At 58.0% G+C, this 13,657-nt stretch carries 16 protein-coding genes; 6 read left to right on the top strand and 10 right to left on the bottom strand.

Going from position 1 to position 13,657, the window contains the following annotated elements; translation table 11 throughout:
- Window positions 1-80: 80 nt before the first annotated feature.
- From flgE to flgB, 4 genes are read right to left on the bottom strand one after another with little or no spacing between them, the layout of a single operon-like run.
- A complete protein-coding gene (flgE, locus tag BMX68_RS15400; RefSeq protein ID WP_017133028.1) occupies window positions 81-1,409 on the bottom strand; it encodes a flagellar hook protein FlgE in 1,329 nt (442 codons plus the stop codon).
- A gap of 32 nt (window positions 1,410-1,441) precedes the next feature.
- Window positions 1,442-2,170: a flagellar hook assembly protein FlgD gene (gene flgD, locus BMX68_RS15405; protein ID WP_017133029.1), complete on the bottom strand. Its 729-nt coding sequence runs from the start codon at window positions 2,168-2,170 to the stop codon at window positions 1,442-1,444.
- Between the two features lie 15 nt (window positions 2,171-2,185).
- Entirely contained in the window at window positions 2,186-2,626 is a 441-nt protein-coding gene (gene flgC / locus BMX68_RS15410; protein ID WP_017133030.1) for a flagellar basal body rod protein FlgC, read from the bottom strand.
- A gap of 3 nt (window positions 2,627-2,629) precedes the next feature.
- The gene (flgB, locus tag BMX68_RS15415) at window positions 2,630-3,037 is read right to left on the bottom strand and encodes a flagellar basal body rod protein FlgB (protein WP_017133031.1); all 408 of its coding nucleotides are present in this window, start codon (window positions 3,035-3,037) and stop codon (window positions 2,630-2,632) included.
- On the opposite strand from flgB, the gene BMX68_RS25945 reads away from it, so the two are divergent.
- Window positions 3,002-3,235 (top strand): hypothetical protein, encoded by a 234-nt coding sequence (locus BMX68_RS25945; protein ID WP_156430126.1) that lies wholly within the window; start codon window positions 3,002-3,004, stop codon window positions 3,233-3,235. The genes flgB and BMX68_RS25945 overlap by 36 nt on opposite strands.
- A 176-nt stretch (window positions 3,236-3,411) precedes the next feature.
- Here the strand turns inward: BMX68_RS25945 and cheR are convergent, their stop codons facing one another.
- Complete coding sequence (gene cheR, locus BMX68_RS15420) at window positions 3,412-4,239, bottom strand: protein-glutamate O-methyltransferase CheR (protein WP_026013289.1); 828 nt, start codon at window positions 4,237-4,239, stop codon at window positions 3,412-3,414.
- A 51-nt stretch (window positions 4,240-4,290) separates the two neighbouring features.
- Window positions 4,291-5,217 (bottom strand): chemotaxis protein CheV, encoded by a 927-nt coding sequence (locus BMX68_RS15425; protein ID WP_026013290.1) that lies wholly within the window; start codon window positions 5,215-5,217, stop codon window positions 4,291-4,293.
- A 79-nt stretch (window positions 5,218-5,296) separates the two neighbouring features.
- Between BMX68_RS15425 and flgA the strand changes: the two genes are divergently transcribed.
- The 4 genes from flgA (at window position 5,297) to BMX68_RS15445 (ending at window position 7,904) form a co-directional block, all read left to right on the top strand.
- Window positions 5,297-6,055 (top strand): flagellar basal body P-ring formation chaperone FlgA, encoded by a 759-nt coding sequence (gene flgA, locus BMX68_RS15430; protein WP_039792725.1) that lies wholly within the window; start codon window positions 5,297-5,299, stop codon window positions 6,053-6,055.
- A gap of 173 nt (window positions 6,056-6,228) precedes the next feature.
- On the top strand, window positions 6,229-6,549 hold the full coding sequence (gene flgM / locus BMX68_RS15435; RefSeq protein ID WP_017133035.1) for a flagellar biosynthesis anti-sigma factor FlgM: 321 nt from the start codon (window positions 6,229-6,231) through the stop codon (window positions 6,547-6,549).
- A 47-nt stretch (window positions 6,550-6,596) separates the two neighbouring features.
- Window positions 6,597-7,064 (top strand): flagella synthesis protein FlgN, encoded by a 468-nt coding sequence (locus tag BMX68_RS15440; RefSeq protein ID WP_017133036.1) that lies wholly within the window; start codon window positions 6,597-6,599, stop codon window positions 7,062-7,064.
- A gap of 96 nt (window positions 7,065-7,160) precedes the next feature.
- Window positions 7,161-7,904 (top strand): flagellar brake protein, encoded by a 744-nt coding sequence (locus BMX68_RS15445; RefSeq protein ID WP_017133037.1) that lies wholly within the window; start codon window positions 7,161-7,163, stop codon window positions 7,902-7,904.
- A gap of 68 nt (window positions 7,905-7,972) precedes the next feature.
- Here the strand turns inward: BMX68_RS15445 and BMX68_RS15450 are convergent, their stop codons facing one another.
- From BMX68_RS15450 to BMX68_RS15465, 4 genes are all read right to left on the bottom strand, one after another.
- Window positions 7,973-9,313 (bottom strand): MFS transporter, encoded by a 1,341-nt coding sequence (locus BMX68_RS15450; protein ID WP_060783450.1) that lies wholly within the window; start codon window positions 9,311-9,313, stop codon window positions 7,973-7,975.
- Between the two features lie 70 nt (window positions 9,314-9,383).
- Complete coding sequence (locus tag BMX68_RS15455; protein ID WP_176987136.1) at window positions 9,384-10,625, bottom strand: glutamine synthetase family protein; 1,242 nt, start codon at window positions 10,623-10,625, stop codon at window positions 9,384-9,386.
- A 200-nt stretch (window positions 10,626-10,825) separates the two neighbouring features.
- Window positions 10,826-11,518 carry a sensor histidine kinase gene (locus tag BMX68_RS15460; RefSeq protein WP_017133040.1) on the bottom strand — a complete coding sequence of 231 codons (693 nt, stop codon included), beginning with the start codon at window positions 11,516-11,518 and terminating at the stop codon, window positions 10,826-10,828.
- On the bottom strand, window positions 11,515-13,119 hold the full coding sequence (locus BMX68_RS15465) for a tetratricopeptide repeat-containing response regulator (protein WP_017133041.1): 1,605 nt from the start codon (window positions 13,117-13,119) through the stop codon (window positions 11,515-11,517). The genes BMX68_RS15460 and BMX68_RS15465 overlap by 4 nt, the downstream gene beginning before the upstream one ends.
- 278 nt (window positions 13,120-13,397) lie before the next feature.
- On the opposite strand from BMX68_RS15465, the gene tnpA reads away from it, so the two are divergent.
- Window positions 13,398-13,657, top strand: a 260-nt coding sequence (tnpA, locus tag BMX68_RS15470) for an IS66-like element accessory protein TnpA (RefSeq protein WP_143063298.1), incomplete at its 3' end; no start/stop codon positions are given.

A 13,657-nucleotide genomic window follows, 5' to 3' on the forward strand; every position in this document is an offset into this window, starting at 1 on the left:
CTTGGCGTCAGCTCAAACATCAGGCAAAAAAAATCCGCCACCCAAGGGCAGCGGACTTTTGCGGTGCGAGAAAAACAGCATCAAGTCATCTGGATGATGGTCTGCATGATGGTGCTTTGGGTGGAGATGGTCTTGGCGTTGGCCTGGTAGTAGCTCTGGCCCTTGATCAGGTCCACTAACTCGCTGGTCAGGTCGACGTTGGAGCCTTCCAGGTTGCCGGAAACGATCGAACCATTGGTACCGACCGCTCCCCCGTCGTAAGCCGGCTGGCCCGAGGCGAAGGTCTGTACCCAACTGGTACCACCTTTGGGCTGTAGACCCTGTTCGTTAGTGAAACTTGCTACCGCTACCTGGCCGATAGCCTTGTGCTGGTTGTTGCTGAAGTTGGCGAAGATGACGCCAGAACCATCGATATTGATATCGGTGATCTGGCCTGTGGCATAACCGTCGCTGATGATGTTGGCACGAGAAGTGTCGGCGTTGAACTGAGAGGTCTTCGACCAGTCGGTGGCGATGCCGGCAGGATTGGCACCTGCGCCGTTGGCCGCCCACACGCCATTGGTCACCACGCCAGGAATCCAACCAGTGACGGTGATGCTGGTGTTGCCGGCTGTTCCGCCGATACTGGTCAACTTGCCGGAGGAGTCAAACGCCATTGGCACAGGAACCGGGTCGGTTGCGGCAGCCGGTACGGTAGGTGGCACTGTCGGCACCGTTGCCGCCGTACCATCGGGGTTGCGCCCGTCAATCAGCGTATAGACGTTCCAGGTGTTGGCAGCGGTCTTGACCACATACTGGTCCAGCGAGTGCTTGTTGCCCTGGGTGTCGTAAATGTCGGAGCTGAATGGTTTGGTGTAGCTCGCCTGGTTCGACGGGTCGAACGGAGTGGTGGCCTGATTGATCACCGGCGACTTCGAATCGAAGTTGATCGTCGCACCCACCGTGGTGGTGGTCTGCGGCGGCAGGTTCGAGACGTCGATGCGTAGGTCGGTCAGTACGCCGGGGATGATATTGCCCTTGGCGTCAGCGGCAAAACCCTGCACGCGAGCGGTACCATCGGAGTTGGTGACGTAGCCGTCCTTGTCGGTCTTGAAGGTACCGGCACGGGTATAGCTCAGCGAACCATTGTCGCTCAGGGTGAAGAAACCGTTACCCTGAATTCCCATATCCAGTGCGTTACCGGTGGCGGTCATACCCCCATTGCCGAAGTTCTGCGAAACGTTAGCCAGGTTCACACCATTACCGATGGTTTTGGCGGCAACACCGAGCTTGGTCGCCGAGTAGACGTCCTCGAACTCCGCACGGGACGACTTGAAACCGGTGGTGTTGACGTTGGCAATGTTGTTGCCGGTGACGTCGAGCTGTTTCTGGGCCGCATTGAGACCGCTCAAGCCGATATTAAAAGACATGGTTCACTCCTTTGTTTCGCGTGGATCGGCTCTTACAGGCCAATGGTCTGGACTTTGGACAAAGCAATGCTGCCCAAGCCCGCCAGGTTAAGCATCATTTCACCGCCGTTCTGCCCCAGGCTTACGCTGCTGACGGTCGCCGGCAGTTGGGTAACCAAAGCGGTCGCCTTACCGTCGATCTGCGAAGTGGCACTGAACGTGTACGTACCGTTGGCCAGCAAGGCGCCCGAATCGTCCTTGCCATCCCAGGCGAAAGCGGCGTTGCCGGCTTTCTGGCTACCCATGTCGATGGTCTTGACCACCTTACCCGTCGAATCGCTGATCTTCAGGGTCAGGTTGTCGACGGATTCCGGGGTCGTCACCGTGCCGGTAAATGGCTTGCTGGTATCGACCATGGCTCTGTCGGTCGGCACAATGACCGAGCGACCGACCAGCGACGATGCCTGCAGCGCCTGGGACGACTGGAAGGCGCCAGCGATGTTGTTCACGCTGCTGTTGAGCGTGGTGATGCCTTCCAGGCTGCTGAACTGGGCCAATTGAGCGACGAAAGCACTGTTGCCCTGGGGGTCCAGCGGGTTCTGATTCTTGAGCTGGGTCACCAGCAACTTCAGGAATGCATCCTTGCCCAAGGCCTGACCACCGGAGGCACTCCCAATGGCGCTACCCAGTGTATCGGTATTGCTATTACTGGCCACCTTGTTGTTGGAGGCATTGATAATGTCGTTAAGGCTCAAACCGCTGATGGAATCGGAAACACTCATGGCTGTGGCCCTTTATCACTGACCCAGGGTCAGAACCTTCTGCATCATGGTTTTGGCGGTGTTCATCATTTCCGCATTGGTCTGGAACGAGCGACTGGCGGAAATCATGTCGGCCATCTCCTCCACCACGTTGACGTTTGGGTAGTAGACATAACCCTTGGCGTCGGCCGCCGGATGATTGGGCTCATAGCGGGCTTCCAGATTGCTCTGGTCCTCGACCACGGCCATCACCTGAACACCCTGGCCGGCCGCATCCTGGTTCTGGAACAACGAGTTGCCGCCGCTCTGGTCGCCCTGGAACAGGGTCGCGAACACCGGGTGACGCGCCCGGTAGGTCTTGTCAATGCTCGACGAGACGGTCTCGGCGTTGGCGATGTTACTGGCGACAGTGTTCAGGCGAGTGGTCTGGGCACTCATGCCGCTACCGGCAATGTTGAAGACGCTGGCAAGGGACATGGCTTACTCTCCGCGCAGGGCTGATACCAGCCCTTTGAATTTACTGTTGAGCAGGGTAAAGCTGGCCTGAAAGTCGACCGCGTTCTGCGCATAGTTCGATTGCTCGATCTGCGCATCCACGGTGTTCTGGTCGATCGACGGCTGCATCGGCGTGCGGTAGCGCAACGCCGCATCGCCGTCGCCCAGACCTTGGGCTTCGATATGACGGCTGTTGGTGGTATTGAGGGCGAAGGTGCTGCTCTTGGCCTTTTCGCTCTGCTCGGCGAGCACGGAGGAAAAGTCCATGTCCCGAGCCTTGTAGTTCGGCGTGTCAGCGTTGGCGATGTTGTTGGCCAGCACTTCGGCACGTTGGGCACGGAAGCCCAGGGCTTTCTCATGGATACCGAGCGCTTTATCGAAGCTGATGCTCATGTCGGGAAACCTTCAAGAGTTGACCTGATCGTTGAAACAGGTTTTTCGTTGGCAGAACCAAAGCAAGCCTCATGCCAATTCCTCAAAGGCGGTAAATCAAGGCTTTGTGAGGGGGCAAAGGGCGGCAATGCCAGAAAAGCGGCAAGGCATTTCCGCCGAGTGCCGGTAAAGCGGCAAAAAAACCTGCAAACCGCATGACGACTTCAAAGGCTCCGCTACAGGCATCAAAACCGAACGCCAACGCCCCGCCCGTGCATTGGCGCCGCCACTGAAAATGAACGATGGCCCGGGGTCGTATCGAAGGTGCCTTCGGGATGTCTCGGCGCCAACTGCAAGGCCACCCGCAAGCGCAAGGCCTGATCGGTACTGCGCGGCTACTTGGCCTGGTAGATGATCCCTGGGCTGCACTGCACCATCTGGTAATGGTCCGGCAAGCCGTTCAAAGCCTCGGAGGCACCGAGGAACAGATAGCCCCCCGGCTTGAGGGTTGCGCGAATGCGCATCAGGATGTCCTTCTTCACCTCGGCGGAGAAGTAGATCAGTACGTTACGACAGAACACGATGTCGAACTTGCCCAAGCTGGCGTAGCTGTCCAGCAGGTTGAACGAACGGAACTCGACCCGGCTCTTGATCGGCGCCTTGACCCCCCAGCGGCCGGGTCCTTTCGGATCGAAGTAACGCTGCAGGCGCTCGGCCGACAAACCACGGCCAATGGCCAGGCTGTCGTATTCCCCGGTCTTGCAGTTGGTCAGCATCAGCCCCGACAGATCGGTGGCGACGACCTGCACCCCCGCCTTCAACAGGCCCATATTGGTCCGCTCAAACTCGTCGATCGACATCGAAATCGAATAGGGCTCCTGCCCCGATGAACAGGCGGCCGACCAGATGCGCAAGCGCTGTCCAGGGCTGGCCTTGATCGCTTCCGGCAATACCTTGCCCTTCAGCACTTCAAACGGATAGGTGTCACGAAACCACAGCGTTTCGTTGGTGGTCATGGCATCCACCACCTGCTCACGCAGACCACTGCGCGGCAGGGCCTGGATCTTCTGGACCAACTCGCCCAAGGACTTGATGCCTTGCTGCTCCATCAGTTTGTTGAGGCGGCTGGAAACCAGATACTGCTTGTTTTCACCGAGCAGAATGCCACAGGCCCTTTCCAGGAAGACCCGGAACTGTTCAAAATCCAAATTACCCGTAGACAATGATGCCGCCTCTTAAATCGCCAGTACCGCCGGGGACGAATCCCCGAGCCGTTATTCTGCAGCCTTGATCCGGTCAACCACCCGGGATGCCAGGTCATCAGGACGGAACTTGGCGAGGAAGTCATCGGCACCGACCTTCTTCACCATCGCCTGATTGAAGACACCCGACAAGGAAGTATGCAGGATGATATGCAGCTTTTGCATGCGTGGATCGTTGCGGATCTCCGCCGTCAGGGTATAGCCGTCCATCTCGGGCATTTCGATGTCGGAAATCATCATCAGGAACTCTTCTTCCGGCTTCTTGCCCTCGTCGACCAGCTTGCGCAGGTAATCCAGCGCCTGCCGACCGTCGTTCAACGCAACCACCTCGACACCCACCGTCTGCAGGCAGCGCGTGACCTGTTTGCGTGCCACCGACGAATCATCGACCGTGAGCACTCGCAACGACACCGCCTTACGTTGGGTCTCGACATCCACCACGCCGAGGGAAATCGACTCGGGCGTGGGTGAAACTTCGGCCAGGATCTTCTCGACGTCGATGATCTCCACTAACTGGTTGTCGATCCGCGTCACCGCGGTCAGGTAGTGATCACGTCCAGTGCCCTTGGGCGGCGGATGGATCTCCTCCCAGTTCATGTTGACGATGCGCTCCACCGACGTCACCAGAAACCCCTGGGTCTTGGTGTTGTACTCCGTAATGATCACGAACGGATTACTCCGGTCCTTGAGCCCCCCGGAGCCGGTGGCCATCGCCAGGTCGAGGATCGGGATGGTTGCCCCACGAATATTCGCCACACCGCACACGACTGGATTGGACCTGGGCATCAGGGTCAGCTTAGGGCATTGCAGCACCTCGCGTACCTTGAAGACGTTGATCCCATACAACTGCTGGCCGTCGAGACGAAACAGTAGCAGTTCAAGGCGATTCTGCCCCACCAGTTGTGTACGCTGGTTCACCGAATCCATCACACCCGCCATGCCAGCCCCCTCTCACCCAAGCTTCAAATCCGACACGCATTCCAGCGTAAACGGCACGAGCTTTGCTTTTTATGTTGTTATGAAAGCACAAACGACATTTTTTCGACGCCTGACACGGTACCGCAGATTGCCCTGGGCTTTGTCGGCTTTATGCTGCCTGAGCCCTGGCACTCCTGCCTTTGCGCAATCGGTGACCTTACCTGATCAGCTTATCGGCGTGACCCAAGGCTTTCTTGAATTCACCGTAGAAGACTATCTGGCGACCAGTCAAACCGAAGGTCGATATGACATCCAGGTCAATCAACTGGATCCGCGTTTGCGCATGGCCGCCTGCGACAAGGAATTGACAGCCAGCCTGGAGAGCCCCGCGACCCCGATTGGCCGGGTCACCGTGAAAATCCGCTGCGAGGGCAGCTCGCCCTGGACCGTGTTCGTACCGGCCCAAGTCAAACTGTTTCGCGATGTGCTGGTAACCACCCGTCCGCTCAAGCGCACTGGGATCATCGAACCGGGCGACGTAGTATTGCGTGAACGGGATATCAGCCTGATCAACCAGGGCTTCCTGACCTCTCCGGACCAGGCTATCGGGCAAAAAATTGTCCGACCGATGGTCATGGACCAAGTCATCACCCTGGCTCATCTGGAACAAGCCGAAGTGGTACGCAAGGGCGATCAGGTGGTCATCAGTGCGACGAGCGGTAGCCTCGTCGTGAAGATGCCAGGAGAGGCCCTGTCCAATGGCGGCCTCAACGAACAGATCCGGATCAAGAACCTCAACTCGCAACGTATCATCAAAGCCCGCATCACAGCGCCTGGGCAGGTAGAGGTCGCTTTGTAAATAAAAGCGACCTTGTAGATAGCTGGCGCGAAGTCAGTGCATTTCCTAAACTGTGACCCAGACAGACAGGAACACAGCCCGCACGTGCAGACTCATTCGCAGATGAGCCTAAAGTTTTTCCGGGTATCGCCGAAAACAAGGCAAGCGTCCAAATACCCAGAGGTTTTTTTATTATGGTCATCGATTTCAGTCGTTTGAATAACGCCCTGTCACTGACAGGCGGTACGCGTATCAGTGCCAACAAGGAAACCGAGAGTGCCGGAAAGTCTGCCTCCGTGAACAGTCAGGCCAACTCGGTCAGCCAGAGCGGAGAATCGGTACACCTCAGCAATGAGGCTCAACAGTTGCAAAAGATCACTGACAAGCTGCAGGAACAGCCGGTAGTCAACAGCGCTCGTGTGGCCGAGTTGAAGCAGGCAATTGCCGACGGCAGCTACAAGGTCGACAGCAACCGCGTAGCCAGCAAACTGCTCAACTTCGAAGCCCAGCGCTAGGCTCCGCCAGCGCCAGGCTTTTGGACGCTTAAAACCCTAGGCCAGCCATGCACGACACCACGTTACTGCAATTGATCACCGAAGATTTTGCTCCAGCTCAAGACCTGCTTGAGTTGCTTCGCGCCGAATCTCTAGCGCTCCACGGGCGTAACATGTTCGAGCTGGAAGACATTCTGGCGCGCAAGCAGGCGCTGATCGTTCTGTTAGAACAGCATGGCCGCAAACGCAGCCAAATCCTCGCCAGCCTTAATCTGCCCGCAAATCGCGTCGGCCTGGAACAATTGGCCGCACAGTCGAGCGTGGGCGACGAACTACTGAGCCAAAGCGAGGTGCTCACTCAGCTCCTGGCCGATTGCCAGACAGCCAACGAACTCAATGGACGCAGCATCCAGGTTCAGCAAGCGACAACCACCAACCAGTTGAAGATCCTGACCGGCGGCGAGCCTCCCACGCTCTATGATGCTCGCGGTTCAACCGCCAGGCTTGCGAAGCCTCGACCGCTTAGTCAGGCTTAAAACCGCACTGGTGTGCGCTCTATCCAAGGCGCACAACATACTGGCAAAATGATGGCCTTTGCATGTAGTCGTATTTTGTCTGGAGATTGATGAACCGTGTCCAATGCCTCAAGCGCGGACGATGCTCCGCAGCCACCCAAGGTGCTAAGCACGCCTCTGGAAATTGCCGCTAACCTGCGGATGCTGCAGGAAAGCCATGACCCGTTGATCATTACGTTCCACGAGCGCAGCCAGCGCTTCCAGAGTTTTGTGATCGATGTCGACCGGGAGGCTGGCACCCTGGCCTTGGACGAAATGATACCGCGCGACGGCGAACGCTTCCTGGCGGCGGGAGAACCGTTGCGCGTCGAAGGCTTCCACGAGGGTGTGCGCATTACCTGGGAACAATCCCAGCCAATGAGCATCGACGAAACCAACGGCTGCTATCGCGGTAGGATTCCCGAAGAAGTGGTCTACCACCAGCGCCGCAATGCGTTCCGCGCGGCCTTGAAGCTGGCCGACCTGGTGAGTGTCGAACTCAGTGGTGAAAAGCTCAAGGCCCCGGTCAGCGGCAAACTTCTGGATATCTCCGCGAGCGGTAGCAAGCTGCGCTTCGAAGGCGATATCTCTGACCGTCTGCAGTTGGGCCAGGTCTATGAGCGTTTTATCGCCGCACTACCCTTCGGGCCGATGACCGCCCCGGTGGAACTGCGTCACCTGCATTTCGAAGAAAGGATCAACACCACTTTCGCTGGCGTGCGCTTCCACAACATGAGCGGCCTGGTACAACGTCAGGTCGAACGTTTCGTCTATCAGTTGCAACGTGAGGCACGGCGTTTCGACAAGGACGACGATTACTGAACCAGCCGCTTTTTGCTTTCCAAAAAATAGGCCGCCCTCATCAGGCGGCTCATTTTTTACCCACGCTATCAGTTGCTCGACTTGTGCGCCGGCTCCGGGTCTGACTCATCCACTTCGCCAACCATCTCAGGCGCGGACGCGGGGGACGCCACACCGTCGCACATCTGATCCAGCACGATCTGCTCGTCGACCCGTGGATCGAGGGCCGCTCCCAAGGGCGACATGGCTTCAGGCATGACCACGTGCTGCAACGGCGCATCCTCGACCTGATGCAGATTAGTCACGGCCTTCGGTCGGATGCGCCATACCAGGATCAAGGCGAAGAAGCCGAAAAACGCGTAGAGCATATGGCTGCCGAACAGCTTCATCAGGATGCCAGCCGCCAGTGGTCCCATACTTGCGCCGATACCATAGGTCATCAGCAACATGGCGGTCAGCGACACCCGCCGATCGCCCTCGATATGGTCGTTGGAAAACGCCACCGCCAGCGGGTACAGGCAAAACTGCAACAGCGACACCACAAACCCGGAGATGAACAGCACCTCAAGCGGCGCCGTGGAGAATATCGCCAGCGGTAAAGAGGCCAATGCCAGTAAGAAGGCGACACTGCGGATCAACATGGCCCGATCATAGCGATCGGAGAGCCAGCCCAGCGGCCACTGCACCAAAAAACCGGCAAAGATGCAGCAGCCCATGAACAAACCGACCTGTTCGGTGGAGAGCCCCTGCTGGGAGGCATAGAGCGGCGCCAGGCCATAGAAGGAGCCAACGATGAGCCCCGCGCCCATCACCGTGGTCAGTGACTGCGGCACGCGCTTCATGAAAAAGCGCGGTTCCAGAGGGGCCGGATGCAGAGGTGCCGGGTGAATTCGCCGGGTCATGGCCACCGGCACCAAACACAACGCGAAGCACAATGCGACCAGCATCAGCAGTTCCAGCCCAAGGGCCGGGTGCATAACCAGGATCAGTTGCCCCAGCACCAGGCCCAGGTAGGAAGCGATCATATAACCGCTGAACACGATGCCACGCTGCTTGGCTTCCGCCTGCTCATTCAGCCAGCTCTCGATGACCATGTACTGGCACATCATGCCCAAGCCCACGATCATCCGCAGGAACAGCCAGGCGGGCAGCCAATTGATCAGCCCATGACCCAACACCGCCGCACTGACGATCCCGGCACAGGTGGCATAAGCGCGGATATGCCCGACCCGCGCAATCAGCCGATGGCCGATTTTGCCTCCCAGCACCAGGCCGAAGTAGTTGGCAGCCATCAGCGCACCCACCCATAGGCCGTCGACATGGTCGGCCGCCAGGCGCAAGGCCAGGTAGGTACTGAGAAGGCCCGAGCCGATCAACATCATCAGCGAGGCGAAATAAAGCGCTCGAAAGGATTTCCAGATATGGCGCATCGGCGTTCCGAGCGGCTCCTTGAATGAGGTTTCGGACTCCCGAGAAGATAGTCCGAATAGGGGGTTGCGTCTAAGCCTGAGCAGCTAAAATCCGGCGCTCCCAAGGCGTAATTTCATCCAGGAAGCTGGTCAGTTCCAGGGTCTTCGAAGCCCCATAGCCTTCGATGAACTCCTCGCCAAACAGATCCTTCGCCAACTGGCTATGCTTCAGACGCTCCAGAGCAGCATGCAAGGTACATGGCAGCGCCAAAGAATCCGGAACTTCGAATTGGCCCTGGATTGCGGCCGTCGGTTCCAGCTGCTGTTCAATACCGTGTAGCCCGGCGGCCAGGCTGGCGGCGATTGCCAGGTAAGGGTTGGCGTCGGCTCCCGGCAGACGGTTTTCCACTCGCCGCGCTGCTGGCGAGCTGGCCGGAATACGCAGACCGGCTGCCCGGTTGTCGTGAGACCAGCAGGCATTGTTCGGCGAAGCGAACGGGTGGCACAGGCGTTGGTAGGAATTGACGTTCGGCGCAAACAGAGCCGTGAAGTCGGCCATCCCCACCTGCAACCCACCGATAAAGTGGCGGAACATTGCGGTCGGCTCGCCCGCCGCATCGCTGAAGACATTTCGCCCGTTGCCGATCTTCACCAGACTCTGGTGAATATGCATCGAGCTACCCGCTGTCTTTGCCAAGGGCTTGGCCATGCAGACCACGATCAGGCCATGCTTGAGGGCGACTTCCTTGAGCAGGAGCTTGAACAAGAAGGTCTGGTCGGCCAGCAACAGCGGATCACCGTGCAACAGGTTGATCTCGAACTGGCTGACGCCCATTTCATGCATGAAGGTGTCGCGCGGCAGGCCAAGCGCCGCCATACAGCCATAGACTTCGTTGAAGAACGGCCGCAAACCGTTATTGGAGCTGACGCTGAAGGCCGAATGACCGTCCTCGCGACGACCGTCGAGGCCCATGGGCGGCAGGAAGGATTGGCTAGGGTCGGTATTGGGCGCGAAGACAAAGAACTCCAGTTCGGTCGCCACCACCGGTGCCAGTCCACGCGCGGCATAACGGGCGATCACCGCCTTGAGCTGACCACGGGTCGACAAGCGCGAACTTTCACCCGTCAGTTCGTTCGCGTCGCAGATCGCCAGGGCACGAGGCTGTTGGCTCCAGGGCAGGCGATGGACCTGCCGTGGGTCGGCATTGAGGACCAGGTCGCCATCATCGCCACCGTAAAAACGCGCAGGCGGATAACCGCCCATGATGCACTGCAACAGGACTCCACGGGCCATCTGCAAACGCCGCCCTTCGAGAAAACCTTCGGCAGTCATTACCTTGCCGCGCGGTACACCATTGAGATCGGGCGTGACACATTCAACCTCATCAATGCCGGTCAATCGCTGTGCGAGTGAACTCTGGCCATCGGTCCTCATGACTCAATCCTTGTTGTACAAGCCGAGAACGGCGTCTCGTACAAAATACGCACCACCTGTTCGGGACTTCAAGCGGGAAACGAGGAAAAAAGTCTGACTCAAGGAAGATAGAGACTGAACAAGGCCCCTCCCAAGGTGCCGCCGTTGCTGATCTCGATGCGCCCACACACACCATTACGCTCGTGCAGGGCCGCAATGCGTGCCGCGAAATACAACCCCAGGCCGGTACTTCCCGTGGCGCAATTGATGCCCTGGACATAGTCCGCCTGCCGCTCGAGCATCTGCATCGGATAGCCGGGGCCATCGTCATTGATCGTCAGCACCCAGTGTTCGCCCTCTTCACGCACACTGACCAGCAGGGCATGGCAGGCATAACGAATAGCGTTGGTGATGATATTGCCGACCACCGAGCCGATCAGTTCCCGATCGAAAAACCCCAGCGGACTGAAAGCATCGACTTCGTAGCTGGCGACGATCCCGCGACTACTCAAGACTTCCTGGCGGCACGCCAGTTGCGCCTCGATAAAATCGTCCATTTCATGATAATTGGGGCGCAGAGGTAATTGATTGACCCCAAGCTTATACAAGCCCAGCAGTTGCACCAGCATGCTGTTGAGGTGAGCGAACTCGTACTCGATGACCGCCTGCTCGGGAGTCGCGCGTTGCGCCTCGGGCAAACGGCTTTGCCACTGGCCATGGGCTTGCATCAGCATCGCCAGCGAGTTTTTCATATCGTGTACGGTCGAGGCGATCACCGTGGAAAAATCCAGTCCCTGGTCATTGTTCCTCATTGGCCAAACGCTCGAATGCGCAATTTCTGAAACCTCTCATAACGTGGATCAGTGTCGGGCATCTTGCCGACCATTTTCAGGCAGGCACGACACTCTTCGAGGATCGCTGCGTCAGCCGTCTTCTGCGCGGTCACCAACAGGGCTTGTGCGGCGTTGAGGGCGATACTGATATTTTTCGGTTGCAGGGCCAGCGCCCGCCGGAACAGATCCTGCGCTTCTTCCAGATTACCGCCCTTGTAACTACGCACTCCCTGCACGTTAAGATCGATTGCAGCCTTGCCGCTGCCGAGAATTTGCGGATCGTCGGTCAGCTTGGCGATTCCTTTCATCACTGCCGGGTCATCACCGTAGATCTCCACGCAGCTCTTGAGCATCGAGGCACCGGCCTCAACCTGGCCCAACTGCTGCAGTTGCTTGGCCACCAGCAAGGCAGCCTCGGCACTCATGAAATTCTCCATGCCCTCCAATCGCGCCATCGCTTGCTCGGTGAGCTTGTCGGCGGTTTCGGCATCATTGAGCAGCAGACTGGTGGCCTTCATCAACCGCGCACGTACCTGCAGCCCCGGATCGTTGGCATTTTCCTTGGCGACCGCGCTGAGGGTCTGATTGATCTCCAACCGTGTACGCGTATCCAGGCCTCGTTGGCTGCCCTTACTGATCAACGCATGGGCCAGGCCGAGATTGCTTTCTGGATCCTTGAAACGTGATTGCTCGCCCTGAGACACGGCTTGGCGATAGGCTTTCGATGCGCCTTCGAAGTCTTCGTTGGCCATGGCTAACTTGCCCAGCAACGATTGGCGGCGTACCGCCAGCGGGGACAGTCGCACGGCCTCCTCCAATATGCTCTGGGCACGCTTGGTATCGCCTTGCTGCATCAGCACCTCGGCAAACCCGTCGTACAGCGCCGGCATCATCGCAAAAGCCTTGAGCGCGGCTTCATAGAGCTCCCGGGCCTGAGTGATCTGGCCGCGCTTGTAGAGCAGTTGCCCAAGCATCGCGTAAGCCCATGGCAATGGGCGGTCATTGAGGATGCCATTGAGAAACCGTTCCAGCGGCTCATTCTGGTTGAGCGCGCGCATCGCGTCGGCGCGATAGCGTAGGCACAACGGCGCAAAACGGGCGTCCTGCTGGGTCAGACGGGTACAGGCGGCCAATACTTCAGCCGGTTTGTCACGGTCGAGTGCCTGCATAATCGGCTTGAGCAAGTTCTTGCGTTGGACCAGCTTCTCCAGACGCTGAGCGAGACTGGCACGGTTAAACGGCTTGGTCAGGTAGGCATCGGGCTCATGCTCCAAAGCACTGAGTACCATGGCCTGGCTGCTTTCGGCGGTCACCATGACAAATACGCTTTCATGACTGATCAGCTTATCGACCATCAGGTCTTCAAGCACTTGTTGACCATTCTTCCTACCATCACCGAGATGGTAATCATGCAGGACAAAATCGTAGCGCTTCTGCGCGCACATGCGCAGCGCCTGTTCCCCGGTGTCGGCGGTGTCCACTTCCTTGACACCCAACTCGCGCAGCATGGACCTGACTGAACTGCGAAAATCGGAAAAATCGTCGACGATCAGAAAGCTTTTTTGGTGATACGCCAGCATCGAGATTCCTGTCATGGGAAATAGAAGATAAGCCCGAGGGCAATCACCAGAACGGGCTCAGCCTCACTGCTACTTTTGCGTGCAAACGTACAGGCCACCAGCGTACAGATGGTGTTTTATATCGCTAATCAGGATATCGCCCGCTCGGAGCTAAACCTGAGGGTGAGAGCATGGAATTGTAAGGGGCCGGGGAACACACCTTCCGAGCCCGAGCAATAAGGACGATTGTGTCCGCGTATTTTTAAGCGGACGCAATTACCCTTAATGCCAGGATCGTCATGCGCCAACGTAAGTCATACCCGAAATCCTTCAAGACCCAAGTCGTTCAAGAGTGCGAGCAGCCCGGTGTTTCCGTGGCAGCTATTGCGATGAGTCACGGGATTAATGCCAATGTCGTTCGCCGGTGGATACCGCTTTACCGTGATCAGCAGGCAGTCGCGCTGCCAGCTTTCATTCCTTTGAAAGTCGCGCCGGCTGAACCAAAACATAAGACCGAAGCGTCGGCGATCATTGAGCTGCCGCTTGGCGAGCAATCACT

The sequence above is a fragment of the Pseudomonas agarici genome (assembly GCF_900109755.1).
GTDB lineage: Bacteria > Pseudomonadota > Gammaproteobacteria > Pseudomonadales > Pseudomonadaceae > Aquipseudomonas > Aquipseudomonas agarici.

Coding starts and splice junctions, on each gene's coding strand:
- flgE (WP_017133028.1), bottom strand. CDS start 1,409: ATGTCTTTTAATATCGGCTTGAGCGGTCTCAATGCGGCCCAGAAACAG.
- BMX68_RS15455 (WP_176987136.1), bottom strand. CDS start 10,625: ATGACTGCCGAAGGTTTTCTCGAAGGGCGGCGTTTGCAGATGGCCCGT.
- BMX68_RS15425 (WP_026013290.1), bottom strand. CDS start 5,217: ATGGCGGGTGTGATGGATTCGGTGAACCAGCGTACACAACTGGTGGGG.
- flgB (WP_017133031.1), bottom strand. CDS start 3,037: ATGAGCATCAGCTTCGATAAAGCGCTCGGTATCCATGAGAAAGCCCTG.
- BMX68_RS15460 (WP_017133040.1), bottom strand. CDS start 11,518: ATGAGGAACAATGACCAGGGACTGGATTTTTCCACGGTGATCGCCTCG.
- BMX68_RS15440 (WP_017133036.1), top strand. CDS start 6,597: ATGCACGACACCACGTTACTGCAATTGATCACCGAAGATTTTGCTCCA.
- flgA (WP_039792725.1), top strand. CDS start 5,297: ATGAAAGCACAAACGACATTTTTTCGACGCCTGACACGGTACCGCAGA.
- flgC (WP_017133030.1), bottom strand. CDS start 2,626: ATGTCCCTTGCCAGCGTCTTCAACATTGCCGGTAGCGGCATGAGTGCC.
- BMX68_RS15465 (WP_017133041.1), bottom strand. CDS start 13,119: ATGCTGGCGTATCACCAAAAAAGCTTTCTGATCGTCGACGATTTTTCC.
- BMX68_RS25945 (WP_156430126.1), top strand. CDS start 3,002: ATGGATACCGAGCGCTTTATCGAAGCTGATGCTCATGTCGGGAAACCT.
- flgM (WP_017133035.1), top strand. CDS start 6,229: ATGGTCATCGATTTCAGTCGTTTGAATAACGCCCTGTCACTGACAGGC.
- flgD (WP_017133029.1), bottom strand. CDS start 2,170: ATGAGTGTTTCCGATTCCATCAGCGGTTTGAGCCTTAACGACATTATC.
- BMX68_RS15450 (WP_060783450.1), bottom strand. CDS start 9,313: ATGCGCCATATCTGGAAATCCTTTCGAGCGCTTTATTTCGCCTCGCTG.